This is a genomic window from Stenotrophomonas sp. SY1 (assembly GCF_021202945.1).
Lineage (GTDB): Bacteria > Pseudomonadota > Gammaproteobacteria > Xanthomonadales > Xanthomonadaceae > Stenotrophomonas.
In genome coordinates this window covers 2,468,147-2,491,922 of the sequence record NZ_JAJOYR010000001.1, presented here as the reverse complement: position 1 = coordinate 2,491,922, position 23,776 = coordinate 2,468,147, and the positions used below count along the sequence as shown (strand labels likewise).

Sequence of the window (23,776 nt, the reverse complement as noted above, 5' to 3'; positions counted from 1 at the left end):
TGAACTTTCAGCTGCGGGCGAGCAACAGCAGCCGCTCGGCGATCCTTTCCAGGGGCAGCACATCGTCCACCGCACCCAACCGCACCGCACTGCCGGGCATGCCCCAGACCACGCTGCTGGTCTCGTCCTGGGCCAACGTGGCCGCGCCGGCCTGCTTCATTTCCAGCAGGCCGCGTGCGCCGTCCTCGCCCATGCCGGTGAGGATCGCGCCGATAGCGTTTGCGCCGGCACTGCGCGCAACCGACTGAAACAGAACATCCACGGCAGGCTTATGCAGGTTGACCGGCGCGCTGTCGTCGATGCGGCAGCGCCAGCGGGCGCCGTCGCGGATCACCCGCAGGTGACGGCCACCGGCGGGCAGGTAGGCATGACCGGGCAGGATCGCCTCGCCATCGCTGGCCTCACGTACCGACATCGCCGAATGCCGGTCCAGGCGTTCGGCAAAGGCGCTGCTGAAACTTGCCGGCAGGTGCTGCGCCATGACGATGGCCGGTGCATCGGCGGGCATGGCCTCCAGCACGGTGCGCAGTGCTTCGGTACCGCCGGCCGAAGCACCCAGTGCGATCAGTTTGTCGGTGGTACGGAAGCCGGGGCGGGGCGTGATGAGGGGTTGTTCGGATACCTGCCGGGGACGGGACACAGACGCACGAACGCGTGAGCGCGCTGCATCCTTCACCTTGCTGCGTATCTCTGCGGCATAACTCTCCAGGCCGCGGGCGATGTCGAGCTTGGGCTTTGCGACGAAGTCCACCGCGCCCAGGGCCAGCGCCTGCAACGTGGTGTCTGCACCGCGTTCGGTCAACGAGGACACCATCACCACCGGCATCGGGTGCAGGCGCATCAGGTTCTCGAGAAATGCCAGACCATCCATGCGTGGCATTTCAACATCCAGCGTGAGCACGTCGGGGTTGAGGCGTTTGATCTTCTCGCGTGCCAGCAGCGGATCGGCTGCTGTTCCGACCACCTCAATGCCCGGGTCGGCTGCAAGGATTTCCGACAACACCTGGCGTACTACCGCCGAATCGTCGACCACCAGGACCCGGCAAGGGGCTTGCAGCATCATTCGAACAGCTCCACGCCACCGCTGACCGGCGTGCGCGCCAGGCGTGCGCGCGCCACGGTTTCGGCAGCGACGACTTCGGCATCGTGCGCATGCGGCAGGCGCTGCACGGCGACGCGACCGGTGATCGGGAAGAACCAGATCTTGCGCGGATGAATGCCGCACAGATCCTCCGCCACGATGGGGAGATGTTCGGCCTGCAGGTACTGGCGCACGAACTCGGCATTGCGCGTTCCTACCGGGTTGCTGGTGAATCCTTTGAGCACGTTGGCACCGCCGAACACCTTTGCTTCCAGGCGCTTGCGGTTGGCGCCGCGCTTGAGCAGGTCGTTGATCAGCAGTTCCATCGCATAGCTGCCGTAGCGTGCAGGTGCGCCATCGCCGACATTACCGTCGGGGAGCAGGAAGTGGTTCATGCCGCCGATGCCGAGGATCGGATCGCGGATGCAGGCGGCCACGCAGGACCCCAACGTGGTGGTCAGTGCCGTGTCGTCGTCGACTACCAGGTATTGGGTGGGTAGCAGCTTGGCGGCCGTGGTCTGGAAACGACTGTCGTGGTAACGCATGACGTCGTCGGGGTACTGCTGGGGGGCTTTCATGTGGCGCTCCGGCGTGCGCGACGGTACAGCGTGCGCCCGCAGGGTTGGATCAGGTCGGCGGCGTGCAGGTAGTTCTCGGAATGGCCGGTGTACAGCAGGCCATCGTCGCCCATGTGTTCCACCAGTCGCGACAGGATGGCGCGCTGGGTGGACTTGTCGAAATAGATCATCACGTTGCGGCAGAACAATGCATCGTAGGGACCACCGACGTCGTAACGGTTGGCAAGCAGGTTGAGCGGCCGGAATTCCACCAGCGCCCGCAGTGCAGGATGGACGCGGCACTTGCCCTCGTTGGGGCCGGTGCCACGCTGGAAGTAGCGACGCTTGAGCTCGGTTTCCAGCCCGCTGATGCGCTCCATCGCATAGACGCCCTGAGCAGCGGTGGCCAGCACCTGCGTATCCACGTCGGTGGCAAGAATGCGCACCGGCGGGGTCATCGTGCCGAAGGTTTCACAGGCGGTGATGGCCATGGAATAAGGCTCTTCACCCGTGGAGGCAGCGCAGGACCACAGCTTCAGCGGTGCGTCCTTCTGCCGCCGCAGCAGCTCCTCGCGCAGCTTGTCGAAGTGGTGCGGCTCGCGGAAGAACGAGGTGAGGTTGGTGGTCAGGGCGTTGGTGAACGCCTGCCATTCCTCACCGCCGCCTGTTTCCAGCTGGTCCAGGTAGTCCTTGAACGAGCGCAGGCCCAGCGAGCGCAGGCGACGGGACAGGCGCCCGTACACCATGTCGCGCTTCGCCGGTGCCAGCGCGATTCCGACGCGCCGGTAGATCAGGTCGCAGACCCGCTGGAAATCGCGGTCGTTGAATTCGAAATCCCGTTCGTTGGCGGAGGTGATGGTCATGTCGATGCGATTGCCCTTCAGCTGGCCAGGGCCAACGGAGCCGACGCGCTACGCGCCGGGGCGAGGGGTGCGTCGTCCTCAAGCCGGAACACGGCCACGGCCTGGTCCAGCAGGCCGGCCTGTTCTTCCAGCGAGCGTGCGGCGGCCGTGGCTTCTTCCACGAGTGCGGCGTTCTGCTGGGTGGTTTCGTCCATCTGCATGACGGTCTGGTTGACCTGCTCGATGCCCGCGCTCTGCTCCTGCGATGCGGCCGAAATCTCCGCCATGATGTCGGTGACCCGCTGCACGGCCTGCACGATCTCGCCCATGGTGGTGCCGGCCTGTTGGACCAGCTGCGAACCTTCGGAGACCTTGCCGACCGAATCTTCGATCAGCGTCTTGATCTCCTTGGCAGCACCGGCCGAACGTTGGGCCAGGGTACGGACTTCGGATGCCACCACCGCAAAGCCGCGGCCCTGCTCACCGGCACGTGCAGCTTCCACCGCAGCGTTCAGGGCAAGGATGTTGGTCTGGAAGGCAATGCCATCGATCACCGAGATGATGTCGGCAATGCGGCGTGAGGACTGCTCGATCATGCCCATGGTCGAAACGACTTCATTGACCACCGTGCCGCCGCGCGATGCCACGCTGCCGGCGCCGATCGCCAACTGGTTGGCTTGGCGTGCGGAGTCTGCGTTCTGCCGCACGGTGGAGGTCAGTTCCTCCATGGATGCGGCTGTTTCTTCGAGGTTGGCAGCCTGCATCTCGGTGCGACGCGACAGGTCGTTGTTGCCGGTCGCGATCTCGCCGGCGGCTAGGTTGATGCTCTCAGCGGCCTGCTGGATGCGCGAAACGATGCCCGACAGCTGCGCGATGGTGGTGTTGGCATCGTCACGCATGCGCGCGAACACGCCCTGGAAATCACCGCGCATGGTGACGGTGAGATCGCCCTGGGCCAGAGCGCGAAGCAAAGCGGAGATCTGGCTGAGGTTGTTATCGCTGACCTGCATCATGGTGTTGAGGCTGCGCACCATCTCGAGGAAGTCATGTTCGAAACGGGCTTCATCTCCGCGCTGGCTGAAGTCACCGGCGGCCGCCGCTGCACCCAGGCGCTTGATCTCGCCATTGATGGCAGCCAGGTTCTGCTTGATGGCGGCCATGGTTTCGGTGATGACGCGCTTCTCACCGGGCAGCATCGGCATGTCCGGGGTCAGGTCGCCGATGGCGTAACGCTTGGCAATCTCGATGACCTGCATCTTCACATCGATGTGGTTGCTGACCAGGGTGTTGGTCTCGGCCACCATCACCCCGTAGTCACCGGGGAACGCGGTGGGATCGATGCGGTAGCTGATGATGCCGGCATCGTGCTGGCGGGCCATTTCATTCTGTGCGCCGATCACCGCGCGCAGCTGTTCCTGCATGCGCTGCATGCTGCCCAGCAGCTGGCCGGTCTCGTCGCGGCTTGGCGGGGCGATGGCATTGTCCATGCGTCCCTGCGCGATGGCATCGGCCACGGCGGTGGCATTGCGCAGCGGCAGCACGATCCGGTTGCCGATGATCCAGCTCAGGCCGAGCACCAGCACGACCAGCACGCCACCGGCAGCGGTCATGACGGCGGTGAACCTGAGGGCCTGCGCCTGCACGTCGTCCATGTAGACGCCACTGGAAATGACCCAGTTCCACGGCGTGTAAAGGCCCGCATAGGCCACTTTCTCGACCGGCGCATCGTGGCCGGGCTTGGCCCAGGTGTAGGCCACGTAGCCGCCGCCCTTGCGGGCAGCCTCCACCTGGTCGTAGTACAGGCGCACGCCGTCGTCACCACGGAAGTCCTTCATGTCCTTGCCGACCAGGTCGGCGCGGAACGGGTGCATCAACACCACATAGTTGGTGGTGTAGATGTTGAAGTAGTTGACGTCGTTGGTCGATCGCATGCCGCGCAGGCTGTCGATCGCATGCTGCTGGGCAACCTCGAGGGCAATCTCGCCGGCCTCCACGCGCCTGGCGTAGCGGTCCAGCACGCCATAGCTCAGCTCCACCTGCTCCTGCAATGCCGCCTTGCGGGTTTCGTACAGGTCCACGTACTGCATGCGTGCGGCGATCACCGACAGGGCGATCACGCCAATGATGATCAGGGCGGTAAGCAGGTTGAGCTTGCGCCTGACGGAGATGTTGCTGATGTAGTTCGACCAGAGACGGTAGAGGTTCATGGGGGTATGTGGCGCTGCCGTAGAAGGCGGATCAGGTGATGGGTTACCTCCGATATCGGCCGCGAAGAGCACAACAAGAGGGGCAAAAAAGGACAACCCCGGCCGAGGCCGGGGTTGTTCAGGGAGTGCTCCATGCGGGGGCGGTTGCTGCATCAGATGCCACTGGGGGCTGCTGATGCAGAGCCCCGTGGCGTCAGGCGCTCCTGCATGGGCTGGCGGCTTAGAACTCCTGCCAGTCCGAGTCGGCCAGCTCCGCCACGGCGGTTCTGCTGGCAGCGCGACGGCGTGGCGCCGCTTCCTTGGCGGGAGCGGCAGCCTGTGCCCTGGCCGCAGGCGCGGCGCGGGCCGGGGCGGCCACTTCAGCGATGGATTCTTCCAGCTGGAACACGGACACAACGTTGCTCAGCTGCACCGCCTGTTCTTCCATCGAGCGGGCGGCGGCCGTGGCTTCTTCCACCAATGCGGCATTCTGCTGGGTGGTTTCGTCCATCTGCACGACGGTCTGGTTGACCTGTTCGATACCGGCGCTCTGCTCCTGCGAGGCGGCGGAGATCTCGGCCATGATGTCGGTCACGCGCTGCACGGAGGCGACGATTTCGCCCATGGTGCTGCCGGCCTTCTTCACCAGTGCCGAGCCGTCGGCGACCTTGCCGACCGAGTCATCGATCAGGCCCTTGATTTCCTTGGCAGCACCGGCCGAACGCTGGGCCAGGGTACGTACTTCAGAGGCGACCACGGCAAAGCCACGCCCCTGTTCGCCCGCACGCGCCGCTTCCACGGCCGCATTGAGCGCAAGGATGTTGGTCTGGAAGGCGATGCCGTCAATAACCGAAATGATTTCGGCAATCTTCTTCGAGGAGACCTCGATCGCGCTCATGGTGGTGACCACCTGGCTCACCACCTCGCCACCCTGCGAGGCGACCGATGCGGCACCGATGGCCAGCTGGTTTGCCTGGCGTGCGGACTCGGCGTTCTGGCGCACGGTGGAGGTCAGTTCCTCCATTGAGGCGGCGGTTTCTTCCAGGTTTGCGGCCTGCTGCTCGGTGCGGCGCGACAGGTCGTTGTTGCCGCTGGCGATCTCGGTGGCGGCCGAGTTGATGGCCAGCGAGGACTGCTTGATGCGGCTGACGATACCGGTCAGCTGTTCGGCGGTGGCATTGGCGTCGTCACGCATGGTGGCGAAAACACCCTGGTACTCACCCTGCATGCGCACGGTCAGGTCGCCGCGCGACAGTGCCGAGAGCAGTGCCGATACCTGTTCCAGGCTGCTGGCGTTGGCATCGAGCAGGCTGTTGATCTGCGCCGCCAACTGCAGGAAGAAGCCTTCCTTGTCGTCGGTAGCAATGCGGCCACTCAGGTCGCCGGCGGCGGCGGCGTCGATCACGCGCGCCACTTCCTTCTCCACTGCCGCTTCAATGGTGCGGTCGCGCCACTCAACCACATGGCCCACCGGTACGCCGTCATCATTGCGGATCACCGAGATCGCCTGCGCGAACTCGGCATTGCCGAAGTTCATCTGGCGACGGACCACGCCGTTCTTCTCCAGCGCTTCGATGACCTTGTTGTCGACCAGGCCGTTGTGCTCCAGCGCGGTGACCGGCTGACCGACCAGTGGCAGGCTGGCGTCGTAATGCGGCAACTCGCTGGCCAGGTCCTGGTCGTACTGGGCCAGGGTGTCGAGGAGGGCGCGGTTGGCGTAGACGATTTCCAGGCCTTCGTTGGTCAGGTAGACGCCAGTGGAGGAGTAGTCCAACGCGGTACGGATACGCAGATTCTCGCCGGCGATGGCCTGGTCACGTTCGATGCGTTCGCGCAGGTCGCGCTGCATGCGCTGCATGGCGCGCAGCAGGTCGCCCACTTCGTCGGCACGGGTCACGTCGATGTGGCCGTCGAGCTTGCCGCTGGCCACGTCGTTGGCAACGCCGACCGCACCGCGCATGGAGCCAACCAGCGAACGGGCGAACAGCCATACCAGCAGCAGACCGGCACCGGCGCCGACCAGCACGGCAATGACGATCAGGATTGCCGAGGACGTATAGGTTTCGGCAGCCCGCTTGGCCGATGCCTGGGCGTTTGCGTTGTCGTTGTTGGACAGCGTCTGCAGCGATGCGAAGGCCTTGCCGTGCAACGTACGGGTCTCGCCGACGAAGGTATCGATGGCGTCGTCGGGCAGGTCCAGCTCCAGCATTTCGTTGACGGCATCGTAGGAGGCCAGGGCGTTCTTCCATTCGCCCACGAAGCGGTCGAAAACCTTCTTCTGTTCCGGGCTGTCGATCAGCTTCGGATACTCGGCGATGGTGGTGTCGATGTTCTTGCGCAGCTCGGCAGCGCGGGTCTTGGCCTGTGCCTTGACCTCATCGCTTGCCCGCACCAGGCTCTGGTAGGACTCGTTACGGAACTCGCTGACCATGCCGCTCAGTGCATCGGTCGTGCGCATGCTGGGCATGCGGTTGCTGGTCAGGTCGGTGGTGACATCGTCCAGAGCATGTAGACCGCGGTAGGCGACCACGCCTTGCAGCAACATGACGAACAGCACGACACCGAAGGTGAGCAACAGCTTCGGCTTCAGTTTGAGCGAGTTGATCCACTGCATCTTGCATGATCTCCAATAACGGTCCGCACGCCCCGCGCAATGCGAGCTGCGCGGCGCACCACACCGGACAAGCCGGTGTGGCGGCTGGCGGGATTACTTGATGTTCGCCAGCTTCAGGCTGGCCGGCGAGCTGACTTCGATTTCCGCGCGCGAGGAATCACGCTGGATCTTGCCGATCACGCACACGGTCTTGCCTTCCAGCGATTCCAGCGGGAAGCCGAACTTGCCGCGGTTGGCACCGGCGATGCGTGCGGAGAAGGTGTGGCGCGGGAACACGCCGCCCATGTGCAGGAAGGTGGGCTGGCCTTCGGAGCCTTCGGCATAGCGGGCCTTCTCGACCTTGCCGCAGACCATGCCGTCCCTGCCTGCGAAGCGGGCAGCGTTTTCCGGCGGGATCATTTCTGCAGTGTCGGCAGCGGCGGTGAATGCGGTGGTGGCCAGCAGGGCTGCCGAGAGCAGTGCAGTAGCGTGCTTGTACATCTGGTATCTCCGGGATGGCGTGTTGGGGCCCGTCGGGGAGCGGGCATGCATCTGCCCTATCGGCCGGGGTGTGCCGCGCCTGAAGGGCTCGGCACCGAACTGTGACGTGGTGCGCTCTTGTGGCTGGCTCAGGCGGCTTCTTCGGCCGTGGCCGGGGTGCCCAGGTCGGCCGTGTCGAGCAGGGTTTCGATATCCAGCAGGATCAGCATGCGATCGTCCTGGGTGCCGATGCCGCTGATGAAGCGCGTGTCCACGGCGGCACCGAACTCGGGGGTAGGGCGGATCTGCTCGGCGCTGAGCGGAATCACGTCGGAAACGCCATCGACCACGATGCCGACCACGCGGTCTTCAACGTTGAGCACGATCATCACCGTGAAGGCGTCATAGCGGGCGTGTTCCAGGCGGAGCTTCAGGCGCAGGTCGATCACCGGCACGATGGTGCCGCGCAGGTTGATCACGCCCTTGATGTAGTCCGGTGCGTCCGGCACCCGGGTCACCGCGTCATAACCGCGGATTTCCTGCACCTTGAGGATGTCCACGCCGTAATGCTCGTTGCCGAGCGTGAAGCTGAGGTACTCGCCGCCGGTACCTTCGGAGGACGTGCTGCGGGTGTCGTTCATGGCGATTCCTGATCCTGGCATGGCGCCGGTGCGGGTGGTTGTTGCACCGGTATCGGCGAAGGCCGGGCGGACTTTAGGGCCGAGCTGATTTCAGGCAGTTGGGTGAGGGATGGAAACTGGGTTGACGACCACGAAGAAGTTTTCGCAGGTGTTGCGGGTTCATCGCGCCTGATTTTTGACGCGATGAGCCTCGGACAGTGCTCAAAGTTCTGCCTGCGCTGCGTCGGCTGCGCAACCGGGGCAGATAATCCGGCGGCCATCGACGGCGGATACCGAGTGCGTCCGGCGTACCTCATGGCCCACCTTCCCACGAGCCTGTCGATATGGACATCCCAAGCTCCGCACTGCTGGCAACGCTGGCAGCACCGACGCACTACGATCGCCTGATCCGCCTGCACGGCCCGCACGACGACCTGGTGGTCGAGCGCTTCGAAGGCCAGGAAAGCGTTTGCGGTGATTCCCTCCTGCAGATCGACTGCCTGTCCACCGATGCATTCCTGGATTACGCGGCCTGGCTGGAGCAGCCGCTGACCCTGCAGCTGCGGCTGGCCGATGGCTCGCTGCGGCAATGGCACGGCCTATGTACGCAGGTCGGCCAGCGTGGCAGTGACGGCGGCCTGGCACGCTATCGTTTGCGGCTGGAACCTTGGACGGCGCTGCTGCGGCATCGGCGCAACGCGCTGATCTTCCAGGACCTGGATGTGCGGGAGATCTGCGAGCAGGTGTTCGATGGCTATCCGCAGGCGGCGTATCGCTTTGATGTACACAGCGAGCTGCCGCGGTACGCGATCACCACCCAGTACCGGGAAACCGATTGGGCCTTCATCACCCGGCTGCTGGCCGAGGCCGGCATGGCCTGGCGCATCGAGCAGGCGCAGGAGGGCGAAGCCGCGCACACATGGGTGATCTTCGAGCCCGGCGTGGAGCAGCCGGATCTGGGCACACTGCGGTTCCATCACGCACAGGCGGCCGAAACCGGCGACGGCATCAGCGTATTCGCCGAGCACCAGCAGTACGTACCCAATGCCAGCACAGTTGGCAGCTGGCACAGCGAGCAGGTCAAGGCGGTGAGCGCGCAGCGCAGCGCCGATGCCGGGACGCTACCGCCGCTGGAGATCTACGTGCAGCCGCGTGCCGGTCGTTTCGCGCAGCCACGCTGGGCACGGGAGGCGGCGCAGGCGCGGCTGGATGCGCTACGCGTGCCGCAACAACTGTTCAGTGGCAGCGGCAATGAGCGCGGCCTGATTCCCGGCGCATGTTTCCGCTTGTCGCAGCACCCACAGCATGCCGGGCAGGCGTTCCAGGTGCTGTCGGTCGCACATGTGGCGGTCAACAATCTGGACCACGGCATCGCCGAGGTGCTGGAGATCGCCGATGGGGACCGGGGCAGCTACCGCAGCCGCTTCATCGCCACCGGCGCCGGCGTTCCGATACGAGCGCTGCCGCAGGACCGTCCTACGGTGCATGGTCCGCAGACGGCACGCGTGGTGGGCATTCCCGATGCGGCGCTCACGCCCAATCGCGACCATCAGGTGCGCATCCAGTTCAGCTGGCAGCGCGGCAGCACGCCCAACCCCGGCGGCCTGCACGGCGATGGTCACGCGCCCGGCGATCACACCAGCGGCAGTTGGGTGCCGGTGGCCGAATGGGTGGCTGGCCCGAACTGGGGCAGCGCGTTCCTGCCGCGCATCGGCAGCGAGGTGCTGGTGGAGTTCCTGCACGGCGACATCGACCAGCCACGCATCACCGGGCAGTTGTACAACGGCGATGTGGCACCGCCGTTTGGCGGTGGCGTTGATGAACAAGCCCGGCATCCGGGTGTTCTCAGCGGGCTGCACACACAGAGCCACGATGGAAGCGGCACCCAGCAATGGGTCATCGACGACACGCCTGGCCAGTTGCGCACGCGTCTGCACAGTTCCCAGGCCGATAGCCGGTTGGAGCTGGGCTACCTGATCGAGCACCGGAACAGCGCACGCGGTGCGTTGCGTGGTGAAGGCTTCGAGCTTGCTACGCAAGGCTGGGGCAATGTGCATGCCGCGCAGGGGGTGTTGTTGTCGGCGAGCGCGCAGGAGCATGCAGGCTCTACGGTGATGGACAACGCTGAGGTCGTTGCCCAGCTCAAGGGTGCCGAAGGCCGCCTGGAGCAGATGCAGACGCTGTTGAAACAACAACAAGTCCCCGGTTTGTCGGCGTGGCAGGCCACCGGCTTGCTGCGTGAGCTGATCGACCCGCAGGCTGATGGTCGTCATGAGGGCGACGTCAACGGCCAATCACCGTTCAAACCGCGCGATGGCCGCAACCCCGGTGACGAGGCGGTGGAGCGCTTTGCCAAGCCGCTGTTGGTGGCCGAAGGCCCGCACCATATCGCCTGGACCACCCCGGCCAGCGCGATTGCCTATGCAGGCGCCAATCTGGAAATAACCGTGCAACAGGATCTGCACATCAGCGCCGGACAGACCGTCTCCAGCGTCAGCGGTGGGCACGTTTCGCTCTTCACACAGAACGGCCCGCTGCGGCTGATAGCCGCCAACGGCCCAGCGAGTTTGCAGGCCCATGACGGCGAGCTGGAACTGCTCAGTGAGCAGGCTCTGACCATTACTGCCAGCGATTGTCGGATCGACGTACTGGCGCAGAGCAAAGTGGTCCTGAAAGCCGGCAACAGCGCGATCACGCTGGAAGGCGAGAACATCACCATCAGTTGCCCGGGCGAGTTCAAGGTCAAGGCCAGCGAGCATCCGTTCCAAGGGGGGAGCAAGGTGGAACAGCCGCTGTTTGCGCTTCCGCTCGGGCTTGCAGCCCGTGCGTTGGAGCTCAAGTACGCCTACAAGGATCTGAAGCCAGTAGTGGGTGCGCCGTATTCCGTGCTGTTTGAGAACGGCACCCGCGCTGAAGGCGTACTGGATGAAAAGGGTGAGGCGACAGTTCACAACCCGCCGGGCCCAGGGAAGGTTTTCTTCGGATACGACCAGCGCGAGGTGTTTGCCTATCCCAGCCGTCCGGCCAATCCGATCTACGGCTTTCTCCCGACTTCCGAAGAGGACGCGCGACAGGCATTGGAGTGCTACGCCAAGGCAGAAGACGAGTACATGCAGGACAACTACTTCCCGGATGAAGTCGCGGCGATCTACTCCGGTGAAGCGGAGTATGGCGACCTGCTCAACGACTATGCGTACCTCGATGAGGTGGCATGTTCGCCATCGGAAGGTGGTACGCCGGGCGAGCACGTCGAGGTGCTGCTGGACGAGGCCGGTGACACGGAAGGGGCTGGCTCATGAGCGGCAACATCGCGCTGAAAAAGGCCGAGGATGACACGCTTGCTGAAATCCTGACCTGGGTGCAGGAGGTGGTGGAAGGGCGCGGAAACTCCATTGCGCAGATGGTGATAAGCGTCGTGCTGGGCTGCCTTCCGTTCGTCGGGCAGGCCGTTGATGCCTACAACATTCTGCGCAGCCTCTATGCGCTTACCCGTGCTCCTTCAAGTTCGGAGAGCTGGATCCAGCTGTCGTTGGCATTGGTGGCCGTGGTTCCCGGTATCGGTGATGCACTGAAGAACGCCTTCATGATGATGCGCTCCGGCAAGAAGATGGGGCGGATTCTGGACAGCATGCCGAACAGCCTCAGGGGGAATGTCGAGGCATGGTTCCGGAAGCTGGATTGGCCTGAGTACACCACGGAGATGAAACAGGCCGTCAGCAAGATACTGAGCGGAATCGTTGACGTGCTTGATAACCGGATCAGTGGCTTCCTGCTTGGCCAGCAGGGCGTGCAGCAACTGGTGGCGCGTCTGAAGGAGCTGAACATGCAGGCTGTCGCCAAGATAGACGAGGCGATGGATGTACTGCGGGCGGCGCACCGGCGTGCACTGCAGGATCCATTGCCGAGCACCGCCGCAACGGGCCGAGTCAGCACCACCGCAGCGCGAACTCCAACACCTGGGACACAAGCACCTGGCAGCGTCCGTAGCACCTCATCCGGCACCACGACGCCGGCTGTCGGCACTGCCAACGGCACCAAGCGCCAGAGCGAACGCTCCACGTTGAATCGGCCGGGCATTGGTGTCTCGGGCGAGCATATTGCCGATTACTACTTCGTACGACGGCAGCGCAGCCGCAGCAAGGTGAGTTTCAACGGCAATCTGTTCGAGATGCGCCAGCCAGGTCATCGAGGAATTGACCATGTTTGGCATGGCACGCAGCTACCGCATGGCTATCGCATCAGCGACACCAAGGGGACTGGCGGGCCGTTTCACCGGCTGGAAAGCGCAAGGGCAGTGTTCGAAGCATTGGAGTACGGCATCGACGCTTACCTTGGTGAGGAGGATGAGGGCCGGGCGCGTGGGGCGATGAACTCTAGAGAAACTCGGGCGGGGAAGCAGATGAGTCACATGTGGATTGCAGAGAAGATCAATACGGCGCAGTTGCTGCCGGGAAACTCGACAGAGCTTTTGCCAAGAATAAAATTGTGGGAACAGAACAGCTTCAAGATCGGATTTTCAAGTGATATGGGTGACGACGGTGCGATAAATCGTGCCTTAGCGAAATGCCCTTATGATCGGAGCATCATTACAGTCGTTGGTCCCAATCACAACGCACACGAGAACGCGGTAGGCGTAACTTCTGGTCGGTGCGCAAAGTCCGTCCGGAGTCATCAGATCTCTACTGAGTTTGTACTTCCCAATACGATTCTGTTGAAGTGATCGATGTCTATGAATAATGAGATCCCCGATTGGAAGGCCTGGGCAAACTGGCGGGTTGCAGCGGATAGCTTCGATTCCCGTCGCGAGCCCTATCAACGCTATGAAACCTATTGTTCGCAGTTCAGAGCGAATCTTGGTGGTATCGCAATGGTCACCACAGATCTTCCAAAGCATTTAGCCAGAGCACGCAAGGGCGGTTTGATGACATCAACCCGTCGCCGTCTCTGGGATACGCTGGACTGGATGAGCATGCAGTACTCCGCCGGCGCTCCAGTCGAGCAGTTGGCAGAGATATGGCCTTATGCACTCGAGTGGGCAGAGGAGTTCGGTCGTTTCGACAAGGCGTACGACGACTCGCCCGAGAACACCTCCGGCGATCGTATTCCGCATGCGCCTCTGGTTACGGAGAGCTATTGGATAGTCGCCCTCCGCTTGGTCTGCTTCGGTCTTCTTACCGGCCATGCCGCGCAGATGCCACGAGTGATGGCCTTTCTTGACTACGTCAATGCCAACCTTGGCATTCACGATGGTCTGCTTGAGCGGTTGGTTGCGCCGTGGGCGCCGGGCCGGCCGATCCCCGACAAGGCTACCCGTCACTTGCCGTATCGCAAGCTGTTCAAGGTGTTTGCGGCGGAGCCGGACAAGCGCCCGGCGTTGATGGCGACCTACCTGGACGAGTGGTACCACGCCAGTCGCCGTGAGCCTTATATCGACCAGCACGGCGAGGGCGATGTCGCGTTCTACGGCTACTGGGCCTGGGAGGCGGCGGCAACCACCTTTGTGCTGGGCATCGACGACAGCAGCTATCGTGAGATGCAATTCTATCCGGCAGACCTGGCCGATCTGGCGCGGCGGATTGCGGCCGGTGAATAGGTGGCACAACGCACCGAACGGCGGGCCGGTGGCGAGTCCTGTTCGCGTACGGGGTGGTGGTACTCACCCGCCCAAGGCACACGCCGCTACTTCAAGCAGGGCGACGTGCTCCCCATCATCGACAACAGCGATTGGGGCGACACATTCTGGCTGTGGGCGCTGGATCAGTCAGCGCCAACGCTGGGCGGCTGAGCGCTTCACCCTGTGCACGGCGCGCCTTCGCGATAAGGAGCGTTTGCTTCGTGTTGTCATTCACCGTTGGCACGCGCCTTGCGCAGGTGGCCACTGGGTCGAAGCATAAGTTTGTGCTGCGAAATACCATTCTTCTGAAGTAGTGGAGATTTATGAATTCCGAAATGCCAGATTGGAAGAACTGGATGTCGTGGAAGGTTGCTGAGGCAGGATTCACGAATAGGCGTGAGCAGTACCTGCGTCCTGCTACGTATCAGAAACGTTTTGACGACAAGCTTGGCGGGATTGCGCTGGTCACCACGGACCTGCCGAAGCACATTGCGAAGGCGCGTAAGGGTGGTTTGATGACGTCCACCCGGCGCAGGCTTTGGAACACGCTGGACTGGATGAGCATGCAGTACTCAGCCGGCGCTCCGGTCGAGCAGTTGGCAGAGATCTGGCCTTATGCCCTTGAGTGGGCGGAGGAGTATGCGAGGTTCGACAAGGCCTATGACGACTCCCCGGAGAACACGTCCGGGGACCGCATTCCCCATGTCGCACTGGAAGAAAACGAATACTGGTGCGTCGCCCTCCGCCTGGTCTGCTTCGGTCTTCTTACCGGCCATGCCGAGCAGATGCCACGGGTGATGGCCATCCTTGACTACGTCAATGCCAACCTCGGCATTCACGATGGTCTGCTTGAGCGGTTGGTTGCGCCATGGGCGCCGGGCCGGCCGATCCCCGACAAGGCTACCCGTCACTTGCCGTATCGCAAGCTGTTCAAGTTGTTTGCGACGGAGCCGGACAAGCGCCCGGCGTTGATGGCGACCTACCTGGACGAGTGGTACCACGCCAGTCGCCGTGAGCCTTACATCGACCAGCACGGCGAGGGCGATGTCGCGTTCTACGGCTACTGGGCCTGGGAGGCGGCGGCAACCACCTTTGTGCTGGGCATCGACGACAGCAGCTATCGTGAGATGCAGTTCTATCCGGCAGACCTGGCCGACCTGGCGCGGCGGATTGCGGCCGGTGAACTGGTGGCACACCGCCCCGAACGGCGGGCCGGTGGCGAGTCCTGTTCGCGTACGGGGTGGTGGTACTCGCCCGCCCAAGGCACACGTCGCTACTTCAAGCAGGGCGACGTGCTCCCCATCATCGACAACAGCGATTGGGGCGATACATTCTGGTTGTGGGCGCTGGATCAGTCAGCGCCAACGCTGGGCGGCTGAGCGCTTCACCCTGTGCACGGCGCGCCCTCGCGATAAGGTGCGTTCGCTTCGTGTTGTCATTCACCGTTGGCACGCGCCTTGCGCAGCCGGTCGATACGGAAGATGTAGCGCTGGATAAGGGTGTCGGCGCCGCGTGGCAGGTCGTCGAAACGCAGCCCGGCGCGGGTCATCTCCACGTTGTTGGCCAACTTCTGCTGGCGCAGGTTGCAGACCACCAGCGAGGTGTTGATCGGTGGAGCGTCGGGGATCTGCAGCACGCAGTCGCGCAGTCGGGCCTGGAGGGCAAGCAGGCCTTGGGGCGAGGGCAGCATCAGGGCAATGCCGCCGGCGCTGATGTCCTGCACACGCCAGCGGCTGGGCTCGCTTCCGGCCGGGTCGGGCAGCAGGCAATGCGGTGAATCTCCTACCGGTGTCTCAAGGCGATAGAACTCGCGCCGTTGCAGGTGATGGACTTCTTCCGGCAGCGATGAGCGGAAGGCAAGGTGCTGGTCACGGTCGATGCGTCGGTGCGCGTGCAGCTGGAAACGCACAATGACCTTGTCCACCTGGCCGAAACACAACAGGCTGGAGGCCGATTCGGCGATGCGATTGATGGCCGGTTGCGGACTGGCATCCAGCACTACTCCCTGCTCGTGCACTTCCAAGATGGCGCTGGGGAACGACTGCTCGCGCCCGTCCGGATGCACGCTGACCGGCGAGCGTTGGTCGATCATGGCCTGCAGCAGGTGCCGGATCTGATGGCGGTTGCGCACCATGTAGCGGTCGTCGGCGTACAGATTGCCGGCGATGTTAGAGGGACTCGGCGCGAACGGATCGTTGTCTGGCATGGGTGCGATAGCAGTAAGACAGGGCCGAAGAAGTGCCTTGCAGGGCTTGAAACTGTGATATCGGCCGCGTTTTTCGAGTCTTTAGCCGAACGTAAGCCGGGCTTCCTTCACGACGAAGCATCCGCATCTTGCTACGCCAGCCAGCCAGCCAGCCAGCCAGCCAGCCAGCCGCCGGCCGCCGGCCGGAGCCTGGCGCCGTCAGGGCAGAAGAACGGCATGGTGCTCGCCATGGACGCTGTCTGGCGTGCGCCCGGCGCGTGCGCGGCGAAAAGTCGCAGGCGGCGTCCGTGCCGCCTGCTTCTCCCCTAACTCAGAACTCCTGCCAGTCATGCCCGGTGGCAACCGGCGTCCGGGTTGCCGGGGCGGGGATGGCACGCAGTGCAGGACGTGGCCGCTGGACTGGCGGCGTGACCCGTGCGACAGCGCGTGCCAGGGAGGCATCCAACGTGTCGGCCAGGCGGAACTGCGCCACCGCTTCACTCAACTGGCGTGCCTGGTCTTCCATCGAGCGTGCTGCCGCCGAAGCTTCTTCGACCAATGCAGCGTTCTGTTGGGTGCTTTCGTCCATCTGCATCACGGTCTGGTTGACCTGGTCGATGCCGGAGGACTGCTCCTGCGATGCGCTGGCGATATCGGCCATGATCGTGGTGACGCGCTGCACGGAAGTGACGATCTCGTCCATCGTCGTGCCGGCATTGCGTACCAACTGCGAGCCCTCGCTGACCTTGTCCACCGACGTGTCGATCAGTGCCTTGATCTCCTTGGCCGCTGATGCCGAACGCTGCGCCAGGGTGCGTACTTCCGAGGCCACCACGGCGAAGCCGCGGCCCTGGTCGCCGGCACGTGCGGCTTCCACGGCGGCGTTGAGCGCCAGGATGTTGGTCTGGAAGGCGATGCCGTCGATGACGCTGATGATGTCGCCGATGCGCTGGGAGGATTGCTCGATCGAGGTCATGGTGGTGACCACCTGGCTGACCACCTCGCCACCCTTGGCGGCCACGTCAGCGGCGCCCCGTGCGAGCTGGTCGGCCTGGCGTGCATGCTCGGCGTTCTGGCGCACGGTGGAGGTCAACTCTTCCATCGAGGCAGCGGTTTCTTCCAGATTGGCGGCTTGTTGTTCGGTACGGCGGGACAGGTCGCTGTTGCCGGTGGCGATCTCACTGGCCGACAGGCCAATGCTGCCGCTGGCCGCGTGGATGCGGGTAACGATGGCGGCCAGTTGATCGATGCTGGCGTTGCCGTCGTCGCGCATGCGTGCGAACACGCCATGGAAATCGCCCTCCATGCGCTGGGTCAGGTCACCTTGGGCGATGGCCTGCAGCAGCCGCGAGAGATGGCCCAGGTTGTCTTCAGTGCTTTCCATCAGCGCATTGAGGCCGCTGACCATGTCACGGAAGTCATGCTCGAAGCGGCTCACATCGCCGCGCTGGCTGAAGTCACCGACGGCGGCGGCGCCGGACAGGCGTTTGATCTCGTTGTTGATCGCCGACAGGCTGGCCTTGGTGCTGTCCATGGCGTCGGTGATGGCGGCTTTCTCGCCCGGCAGGCGGTCCATGTCCACCGACAGGTCGCCACGCGCGTAATGGCGCATGACCTCGACCGCGCGCATCTTGACCCCGATGTGCTGCGCGACCAGCGTGTTGACCTCACGCACCATGCGCCCATAGTCGCCCGGGAAGCGGCTCTCATCGATGCGGAAGCTGATCTGGCCCTGGTCGTGCTGGCGCGCCAGTTCCACCTGTGCGGCGATGACGGCCTTGAGCTGCTCCTGCATGCGCTGCATCGAAGCCAGCAGTTGCCCGACTTCGTCCTTGCGGGCACTGTCCACGCTGCCATCCAGCCGGCCACTGGCGATGTCGTCAGCCGCGCGCAGCGCACTGCGTACCGGGCCGACGATGGAGCGGACGATGATCACGCCCAGCATGGCCGAGGTGACGGCAAGCACCAGCATGAACACGAAGATGGCGGTGATGCTGCTGGCCTGTACGCGGTCGGCGGTGTCGGTTTCACGCTTCAGTGCAGTGGCCACGTAACCGCTGAGCTGCTCGACGTCTTCAAACAGGTCGCGCCGCGCCACCCGGGACTGCTCGTTGGAAATGGCCTGGGCGTTGGCCGATTCCCCGGCGGCGATGGCACGGGCCATCAGTGCATGCGCGTCGAGGTAGGCCTTGGTGGTCTTCTGCATTTCGGCGTAGAGCTGCTTCTGCTCGTCGCTGGCTGGCAGGGCTTCGTACTGCTTGCTGTGTTCGGCCAGCTTCTGCAGCTGGTTGGCGATGCGCTGGTCGTACTCGGCGACGAAAGCCGGGTCGTCCAGATGCGAGAGCTGCGAGAGTTCGGCGATGCGGATTTCAGCCAGGTCGGCGCGGATGCGGTCCAGGTACTGCACGGCCGGCATGTAGCGGCTGCTGACTTCCCCCAGCTGGGTGCTGGCCTGCTTGAGACGGACCACGGCGAACCCGCCCATGGCAAGGGTGGCGACGGTCGTCAGGGTGAAAGCGATCGCAAGCTTTCGGGCGATGGTGAGGTTGCGAAAGAACTCCATCTCTTGCTCTCCGGATCGTCTACTGGTTGAGGTATGGCGGACGCGTGGCTGTTGCCGCGACGCCGCCGGATGCGTGCACATCACTGTCATGAAACAGTGGGGTTACAGCGGATAACGGCGTCCGGATGGCCAGCTGTAGGCGGGCAGCAACTGAAATTCTTAATGATTCATCGCGATTGCTCACGCGCCTCTCACGTGGTTGATGCGTCCAGCGAAGTCAATAGAGACATTGGCGTTTTGGACCGGAAATCTGTGACGGGAGGCTGTCGTTCTTACGAGTGAGTGGCCGCAGCCCCGGTTGCGTGGATTGGCCCACGGAAATGAAAACGGCCCCGTCGGAAGACGGGGCCGCTGGCTTGAATCAGCAACTGGGGGCCTTAGAACTCCTGCCAGTCCTCACCGTTGGCGACCATCGGCTCTGCACGACGCTGCACCGCTGCGCGGGCAGGACGCTGCACGGCCGGCGACAGCGGAGCCGTCACGGCCTTGGGCCGGCTGGCGATGGCGGCCGGGCGTGGTGCGGAGGCCACGCGGAACGCGGCGACGGCCTCGTTGAGCAGCTGTGCCTGATCTTCCATCGCACGTGCTGCGGCGGTGGCTTCCTCCACCAGAGCAGCGTTCTGCTGGGTGGTTTCGTCCATCTGCATCACGGTCTGGTTGACCTGTTCGATGCCGGCTGACTGTTCCTGCGAAGCGGCGGAGATCTCGGCCATGATGTCGGTGACGCGCTGCACGGAGGCGACGATTTCACCCATCGTGGTGCCGGCCTGGTGCACCAGCACCGAGCCTTCACCGACCTTGTCCACCGAGTCCTCGATCAGGCCCTTGATCTCCTTGGCGGCACCGGCCGAGCGCTGGGCCAGGGTGCGCACTTCCGAAGCGACCACGGCGAAGCCGCGACCCTGTTCACCGGCACGGGCCGCTTCCACTGCGGCGTTGAGCGCCAGGATGTTGGTCTGGAAGGCGATGCCGTCGATGACAGAAATGATCTCGGCGATCTTCTTCGAGGCGGCCTCGATACCATTCATCGTGCTCACCACCTGCTGCACGACGTCGCCGCCCTGGCTGGCAACGCCATGCGCGCCGATGGCGAGCTGGTTGGCCTGGCGCGCGTGTTCGGCGTTCTGGCGCACGGTGGAGGTCAGTTCCTCCATCGAGGCGGCGGTTTCTTCCAGGTTGGCGGCCTGCTGCTCGGTGCGGCGCGACAGGTCGTTGTTGCCCGTGGCGATCTCGCTGGCGGCCAGGTTGATGCTGGAGGCGGCGTTCTGGATGCGGCCGACGATGCCCGAGAGCTGGTCGACGGTGGCGTTGGCGTCATCGCGCATCTGTGCGAACACACCGTTGAACTGGCCTTCCATGCGTACGGTCAGGTCGCCTTGGGCCAAGGCCTGCAGTACCTGTGAGACCTTGGCCAGATTGCCGTCGGCGGTTTCCATCAGGTGGTTCAGGCCGGCGACCATGCTGCGGAAATCGTGCTGGTAGCGGTCCAGGTCACCGCGCTGGGTGAAGTCACCGGCGGCGGCGGCATCGGCCAGCTGCTTGATCTCGGTGTTGATTGCCGACAGGTTGGCCTTGATGGTGTCCACCGTGTCGGTGATCACGGCTTTCTCGCCGGGCAGGCGCTCGATGTCCACGCTCATGTCGCCGATCGAGTAGCGCTTGAGGATGTCCAGCGTGTTGCTGATGGTGGCCACGTTGCTGGCCACCAGGCCGTTGGTGGCGCGCACCATCTGGCCGTAGTCGCCCGGGAAGGCACTCTCGTCCATGCGGTAGCTCAACGAGCCGGCATCGTGTTGACGGGCCATCTCACCCTGCGCAGTGATCACCGACTGCAGCTGGGCCTGCATGCGCTGCATCGACGACAGCAGCATGCCGATTTCATCGCGACGGCTGGCATTGATGCGGCGGTCCAGCTTGCCGGCCGATACATCATCGGCAACACGCACCGCCTCGCCCAGCGGTGCCATGATCGCGCGGATGATGGCCCAGCCAAGCAGCGAGGCCAGCACCAGCGCCAGCGCCAACGTGCCGAACACGGCCAGCAGCGAACGCTTGTGTGCTTCGCGCGACGCTGCCGTTTCCTTGGCCAGCTGTTCCTGGTTGTACTGCGAGAGCTTCTTCAGCTGGTCGAACATCGCCCGTCGCGTCATGCGCGAATCGGTGCTGGAGATGGTCGCGGCGGTGACGAAATCATCTGCGGCGATGGCCGCGGCAATGCGCTCGTGCGCTTCGAAATAGGCGGCACGCTGGCGCTTGAGTGCCTCATACAAGGCCTTCTCTTCAGCCGTGTAATCGGTGTCGATATCGTCGTAAGCCTTCTCCTCGGCTTCGATCACCGCGCGCGTGTCGGCCATGCGCTTGTCATAATCGGCCAGCTGTTCGGGATTGCCCTGGTAGGCCAGCTGCGCCTGCTCGAAGGTGCGGAATTCGCCGAGCTGCGCGCGCATCTCGCCCAGATGCTGCACGGCCGGCATCCAGTTCTCGTTGACCTGGCGGATCTGCTGCTGGGCAGCGTCCATGCGCCACACCGAGAACAAACCCAACAGCAAAGTCAGCAGACCGGTGGTGCAGAACGCCAGCAGCAGCTTCCGCGTGATCGACAGGTTCTGGAACCATTTCATTGCAGATGCCTCCGTTGGCATTGCGTGCTACGCACAGGTCCTTCGGACCTGCGGAAGTAGCGATTGAAGGGGGAGGAGCGGGGTGTCCGTGTGGTGCTGAAACCACGGCGTGCAGCGGTATCGGCACTGCCTTGGGGTTCTTGATCGGCGGTGAAGTGCGATTGCTGACGGCGTTCAGGTGATCGCGGGGAGCTGCTTGGTGAGCACGGGCGCGGTGATCTGTTACCAGCCCTTCTCCCGAGGAGGACGGCTTGAGGCACTCATGTCGTTTGCCGGATGGGGTGACTGCCAGGGAGCGGGGCGCATTCCCGGCGTTCTTCGGTGATCGGCTTGGCCGGGCTTGGGTGGGAGTTCGTCCCTGCCTGCGTTGCTTGTCGCCGGAGCGGACGCGTTGCCTTCCCGCCAACCCCTCTCCCGTTGGGAGAGGGGCTCAAGGTGTTTACGCCGCCTGCGGGGTACGCAGCGAACGGACCAGGCCGCCGATGTCCACGATCAGCGCGACACGTCCGTCGCCGAGGATGGTGGCGCCGGAGACGCCGCCGATGCGGCGGTAGTTGTTCTCGATGTTCTTGACCACCACCTGCTGCTGGCCGAGCAGTTCGTCGACTTCCAGCGCGATCTTCTGGCCATCGCCTTCGACCACCACCACCAGCGGGTCGGCGTGGTTGCTGTCCGGATAACCGTAGTACTGGCCCAAGGACAGGATCGGCAGGTACTCGCCGCGCACGCGCAGCACGCGGCCCTCGCCGGCCATGGTGCGGATGTCCTCGGCCTGCGGCTGCAGCGCCTCAAGCACATAAGCCAGCGGCAGGATCAGCGTTTCGCCCGCCACCGAAACGGTCATGCCGTCGAGGATGGCCAGGGTCAGCGGCAACCGGATCAGCACGCGTGTGCCGTGGCCGGTGCGGCTTTCCAACTGCACTTCGCCGCCCAGCGCCTGGATGTTGCGGCGGACCACGTCCATGCCGACGCCACGCCCGGACAGGTCGGTAACCGCATCGGCGGTGGAGAAGCCGGGCTGGAAGATCAGATCCCAGACCTGCGCATCGGTCGGATTGTCCGGCACGCTCAGGCCGCGCTCGACGGCCTTGGACAGGATCTTGTCGCGGTTCAGTCCGCGGCCATCGTCGCTGACCTCGATGACGATATGCCCGCCCTGGTGCGACGCGGCCAGCGTGATCGTGCCGGTCTCGTCCTTGCCGGCATCGCGGCGGACGTCGGGCATTTCCAGGCCGTGGTCGATGGAGTTGCGGACCAGGTGCACAAGCGGATCAGCGATCTTTTCGATCAGGCCCTTGTCCAGTTCGGTACCTTCGCCGACGGTGCGCAGACGCACCTGCTTGCCCAGACGGCTGGACAGGTCGCGGACCAGTCGCGGGAAGCGCCGGAACACCGCATCCACCGGCAGCATGCGCACGCCGATGACGGCTTCCTGCAGGTCGCGGGTGTTGCGTTCGAGCAGGTCCAGGCCGGCGAACAGGCGTTCGGCATGTACCGGGTCCAGGCCGCCGGAGACCTGCTTGAGCATGGCCTGGGTGATGACCAGCTCGCCGACCAAGTTGATCAGTGCATCGACCTTGTCGACGCTGACGCGGATGGAGGTTTCCGCTTCATGCGCGGTGTTGGCGGCGGGCTTGCCGGTATCGACGCTGGCAGCGACGGGCGCTGCGGCGACCGGTGCCGGTGTTTCAACGGCCAGGCTCGGAGGTGCGGCCGGACGGATGTCCAGTTCGCAGTCGTCCACCACCCAGGCAAAGGTGTCCTCGATGCGGCTGCGGGGCACCTTGCCGACCAGGCCAAGATCCCAGGCCAGATAGGCTTCCAGCGGGTCCAGTTGCTGGAAGCCGGGCAGGCGCTCCATGCGCGGTGCGACATGCAGCGAACCCAGCGTCTCCAGTTCGCGGATGATACGTAGCGGGTCATTGCCGCTCATGAACAACGACGGCGCCGGCACGAAGCCGATCTGCCATGCGTCGGGGATGTCGTCCACCTTGGCGGCCGATGCGGTGGGCGCTGCCAGCGCTTCACCGGACAGCACCGCCTGCAGTCGATCAGTGACTGCCTTGACCGCCGCCGGGTCAGCCGCCTGGCCGTGTTCGGCTTCGCGCAGCAATGCACGCAGCACGTCGACCGAGGCCAGCATCGCATCAACCGCGTTGCTTTCCAGGGCGCGCTTGCCGGCGCGCAGCTCGTCCAGCAGCGTCTCCAGCACGTGGGTCAGGCTGGCGATTGCGTCGAAGCCGAAGGTGCCGGCGCCGCCCTTGATCGAATGGGCGGCGCGGAACACCGAGTTGATGACTTCCGGGTCGTTGCTGCCGTCTTCAAGCGCGAGCAGGCCAGCCTCCATCGCATCCAGCCCTTCGCGGCTTTCCTCGAAGAAGGTGGCGTGGAAACGTTGCAGGTCCATGCTCATCGGCGCGGGGTTCCGTTGCTG

16 protein-coding genes are annotated in these 23,776 nt (G+C 64.1%); 5 read left to right on the top strand and 11 right to left on the bottom strand.

Annotated features, from left to right (window positions below):
• Positions 1-7 precede the first annotated feature (7 nt).
• The 7 genes from LR961_RS10550 to LR961_RS10520 form a co-directional block, all read right to left on the bottom strand.
• Positions 8-1,063 (bottom strand): chemotaxis response regulator protein-glutamate methylesterase, encoded by a 1,056-nt coding sequence (locus LR961_RS10550; RefSeq protein WP_232148846.1) that lies wholly within the window; start codon positions 1,061-1,063, stop codon positions 8-10.
• Entirely contained in the window at positions 1,060-1,659 is a 600-nt protein-coding gene (gene cheD, locus LR961_RS10545; RefSeq protein ID WP_232148845.1) for a chemoreceptor glutamine deamidase CheD, read from the bottom strand. The genes LR961_RS10550 and cheD overlap by 4 nt, the downstream gene beginning before the upstream one ends.
• Complete coding sequence (locus tag LR961_RS10540) at positions 1,656-2,507, bottom strand: CheR family methyltransferase (RefSeq protein ID WP_232149321.1); 852 nt, start codon at positions 2,505-2,507, stop codon at positions 1,656-1,658. Before LR961_RS10540 ends, cheD begins: the two co-directional genes overlap by 4 nt.
• Positions 2,508-2,518: 11 nt before the next feature.
• Positions 2,519-4,687, bottom strand: a complete 2,169-nt coding sequence (locus tag LR961_RS10535) for a methyl-accepting chemotaxis protein (protein WP_269670575.1) — start codon at positions 4,685-4,687, stop codon at positions 2,519-2,521.
• A 220-nt stretch (positions 4,688-4,907) separates the two neighbouring features.
• Positions 4,908-7,280: a methyl-accepting chemotaxis protein gene (locus LR961_RS10530; protein WP_232148844.1), complete on the bottom strand. Its 2,373-nt coding sequence runs from the start codon at positions 7,278-7,280 to the stop codon at positions 4,908-4,910.
• A gap of 93 nt (positions 7,281-7,373) precedes the next feature.
• A complete protein-coding gene (locus LR961_RS10525) occupies positions 7,374-7,760 on the bottom strand; it encodes a hypothetical protein (RefSeq protein ID WP_232148843.1) in 387 nt (128 codons plus the stop codon).
• Between the two features lie 128 nt (positions 7,761-7,888).
• Positions 7,889-8,380 (bottom strand): chemotaxis protein CheW, encoded by a 492-nt coding sequence (locus tag LR961_RS10520; protein ID WP_232148842.1) that lies wholly within the window; start codon positions 8,378-8,380, stop codon positions 7,889-7,891.
• 323 nt (positions 8,381-8,703) lie between these two features.
• Here LR961_RS10520 and LR961_RS10515 point away from each other — a divergent pair, with 323 nt between their 5' ends.
• The 5 genes from LR961_RS10515 (at position 8,704) to LR961_RS10495 (ending at position 15,352) form a co-directional block, all read left to right on the top strand.
• Positions 8,704-11,658: a type VI secretion system Vgr family protein gene (locus tag LR961_RS10515; protein WP_232148840.1), complete on the top strand. Its 2,955-nt coding sequence runs from the start codon at positions 8,704-8,706 to the stop codon at positions 11,656-11,658.
• Positions 11,655-13,079, top strand: coding sequence for a hypothetical protein (locus LR961_RS10510; RefSeq protein WP_232148838.1), 1,425 nt, complete (start codon positions 11,655-11,657; stop codon positions 13,077-13,079). The genes LR961_RS10515 and LR961_RS10510 overlap by 4 nt, the downstream gene beginning before the upstream one ends.
• 9 nt (positions 13,080-13,088) lie before the next feature.
• Positions 13,089-13,952: a PoNe immunity protein domain-containing protein gene (locus tag LR961_RS10505; protein WP_232148836.1), complete on the top strand. Its 864-nt coding sequence runs from the start codon at positions 13,089-13,091 to the stop codon at positions 13,950-13,952.
• The gene (locus LR961_RS10500; protein WP_232148834.1) at positions 13,953-14,144 is read left to right on the top strand and encodes a hypothetical protein; all 192 of its coding nucleotides are present in this window, start codon (positions 13,953-13,955) and stop codon (positions 14,142-14,144) included.
• A gap of 152 nt (positions 14,145-14,296) precedes the next feature.
• Positions 14,297-15,352: a PoNe immunity protein domain-containing protein gene (locus LR961_RS10495; RefSeq protein WP_232148832.1), complete on the top strand. Its 1,056-nt coding sequence runs from the start codon at positions 14,297-14,299 to the stop codon at positions 15,350-15,352.
• A gap of 56 nt (positions 15,353-15,408) precedes the next feature.
• Here LR961_RS10495 and LR961_RS10490 read toward each other — a convergent pair whose 3' ends face one another.
• The 4 genes from LR961_RS10490 to LR961_RS10475 form a co-directional block, all read right to left on the bottom strand.
• Positions 15,409-16,179: a flagellar brake protein gene (locus tag LR961_RS10490; RefSeq protein WP_232148831.1), complete on the bottom strand. Its 771-nt coding sequence runs from the start codon at positions 16,177-16,179 to the stop codon at positions 15,409-15,411.
• Between the two features lie 310 nt (positions 16,180-16,489).
• Positions 16,490-18,721 carry a methyl-accepting chemotaxis protein gene (locus tag LR961_RS10485; protein ID WP_232148830.1) on the bottom strand — a complete coding sequence of 744 codons (2,232 nt, stop codon included), beginning with the start codon at positions 18,719-18,721 and terminating at the stop codon, positions 16,490-16,492.
• Between the two features lie 377 nt (positions 18,722-19,098).
• Positions 19,099-21,342: a methyl-accepting chemotaxis protein gene (locus LR961_RS10480; RefSeq protein WP_232148825.1), complete on the bottom strand. Its 2,244-nt coding sequence runs from the start codon at positions 21,340-21,342 to the stop codon at positions 19,099-19,101.
• Between the two features lie 439 nt (positions 21,343-21,781).
• A complete protein-coding gene (locus tag LR961_RS10475) occupies positions 21,782-23,755 on the bottom strand; it encodes a chemotaxis protein CheA (RefSeq protein ID WP_232148823.1) in 1,974 nt (657 codons plus the stop codon).
• Between the last annotated feature and the right edge of the window lie 21 nt (positions 23,756-23,776).